3 protein-coding genes are annotated in these 2,156 nt (G+C 67.6%); all 3 read right to left on the bottom strand.

Going from position 1 to position 2,156, the window contains the following annotated elements; translation table 11 throughout:
* Positions 1 to 126: 126 nt before the first annotated feature.
* Entirely contained in the window at positions 127 to 969 is an 843-nt protein-coding gene (locus tag ON19_RS30940) for a TauD/TfdA dioxygenase family protein (RefSeq protein ID WP_043700859.1), read from the bottom strand.
* Between the two features lie 26 nt (positions 970 to 995).
* Positions 996 to 1,331 (bottom strand): hypothetical protein, encoded by a 336-nt coding sequence (locus ON19_RS30935; protein ID WP_043700858.1) that lies wholly within the window; start codon positions 1,329 to 1,331, stop codon positions 996 to 998.
* Positions 1,328 to 2,156: RHO alpha subunit C-terminal catalytic domain-containing protein (locus ON19_RS30930; protein WP_043700855.1), on the bottom strand; the 829-nt coding region annotated here is incomplete at its 5' end. The genes ON19_RS30930 and ON19_RS30935, both read right to left, overlap by 4 nt.

Here is a 2,156-nt window from a genome sequence, read left to right as displayed (position 1 = left end):
GGGGAGATGGAGTCCTCGTAGGACACCGGTCCGGTGCCGAGGTCCGGATAGTGCTGGGTCCAGCTGCCTTCGGGGGGTTTGGGCCAACGAGGCATGGTCGTACTCCTGTGCTGTGGTCGGGCAGGGTCACTGGATGGGTTCGTCGCCGAGCACGGTGGTGCGCAGCATCTCCCGCGGCGAATCGGGCTCGTAGGGAGCGGCGCGGTGGATCACGCCGCGGTTGTCCCAGATCACGGTGTCGCCGACGGACCACTCGTGCCGGTACACCCGCTCCGGTGCGGTGCTGCGGGCGAGCAGGTCGTCGAGCAGTGCCCGGCTCCGGTCGGCATCCAGGCCCACCACCTCGCCGGCGGAGGCGCCCAGCACCAGCGAGCGGCGTCCGGACCGGTGCGTCCACACGATCGGGTGTTCGCGGACCGGCCGTCGCCGCCACGCCGCGAGCTGTTCAGGCGTCGGGTTCGGCGTGATCCGCCGCTGCGACGCCTCCAGCGAGTGCACCACCCGCAGCCCCACCAGGTAGTCCTGCTCGGTCTCGCTCAGATCGTCGTAAGCCTTGTAGGTGCTGGCGAATTCGGTCTCCCCGCCCGTGGCGGCCACGGCCTTCGCGGATAGCATCGTGGCCATCTGCGGGTAGGCGTCGTCCTCCGGTGTGCACCCGTCGATGTGCCAGTCGAAGGTGGCGCGCAGGTAGCTCGCCGAAGAGTTCTTCGAGGTGTCGAGGCTGACCCGGTAGATCCCCTCGACCGGGTGGTGGCCCGGGGAGGTGTCGATCGGTCCGAGGGTGCGGCAGAACGCGACCTGCGTTTCGGGGTCCAGGTGCAGGCCCCGGAAGACGAGGACGCCGTTGTCCTCGAGTGCCTGCTTGATCGCGCCGGGCACGGCGGCGTCTGCGACCAGCCGGTCGGGTGTGAGGCCGACGATCTCGGCGCCGACGTCGTGGCCCAGCTTCTCCACGGTGAGTGTTGTCATGATCGTGTCCTTCGGATTCGGCCCGGTCAGGGCGTGGGCTCGCCGACCCGCTCCAGCCAGGCGTCGGCGCTGTCGGCCGGTGCGGGCTGCTGGAAGATCTCCACCGCCATCGCCACCATGACCAGCGAGTAGATGAGGTGGAGCAGGTTGACGGCGTCGTCGGGCAGTTCGTCGAGGGGGAATTTGTCGCAATAGACGATGGCCTCGTCCAGGCGGGGGAAGAACGCGTCGTAGAAGGCGTTGAGCTCCTCCATCGTGCTGGCCTGCCGCTGGGCCCATCGGGCGGTCTCGGACTCCAGGCACCAGGTCGGCGCGAACTTCTCGAACTCGGCGAAGGCCGGTGGCAGCATGGGTCCGCTCATCGCCGGGCCCCCACGCGCTCGTCGCGGTAGTCGTTCACCCAGTCGGCCACGACCTTGTGGAAGTGCCGCACCAGGATCTCCTGGTCGTTGACCGGGTAGTCGGTGACGTTCGCGGTGCGGTATGCCTGCTCCAGCGCGGTCTGGGTACCGGTCAGCATGCCCGCGTCCTGCAACGCGAACTCCTTGAACACAACCGAGGCCACCTCGTGCTCGACGCGTTTGCGCACGGTGTCGGCCGGCTGGAAGCACAGCATGCCCTCGAACACATGGGTGTTATACGAGGTGGGCCAGTAGCGGTAGAGCAGGTACCAGCCGCGGTAGATCAGGATCTCGATATTGGGGAAGATCTGGAAGTTGTCGATCCCCCAGGGCTCCACCCGGCCGGGATTGATCCCCGGCGGCAGCTCACCGATGTCCGGGGACTCCCACGGGCCCACCAGCCCGCTGTGGGTGACCCGCTCGATCGGGTACATGTACTCGGCGGGCAGCGTCCAGCGCCGAGCGCCACCGGTGCTGACCATGCGGTGCGGACCATCGAGCTGGAAATGCGCGCAGGTGAATCCGGCATCCGGCTTGCGTACCGCCCCGGGAACCTGCTGCGAGTGCAGACCCGGCACGTGGTAGTACTCTTGGAAGGCATCGGCGAAGAGCTTCCAGTTGCTCTGGTTCTCGGCTCGGAACTCGTACCACTCCGTCATGCGGTCGAAGGGGTAGCCCTCCAGCGCGGTGACCATGGGGCCGAGGAATTCTCGCAGTGTTTGTGGTGGTTGAGCGGCGAGGTTGACGAAGATGAATCCCGCCCACACCTCGCAGTGCACCGGAGCG

The sequence above is a fragment of the Nocardia abscessus NBRC 100374 genome (genome assembly GCF_000308455.1).
Classification (GTDB): Bacteria; Actinomycetota; Actinomycetes; order Mycobacteriales; family Mycobacteriaceae; genus Nocardia; species Nocardia abscessus.
Note: the sequence above shows the minus strand (reverse complement) of the source record. Positions and strands in the feature narration are given on the sequence as shown.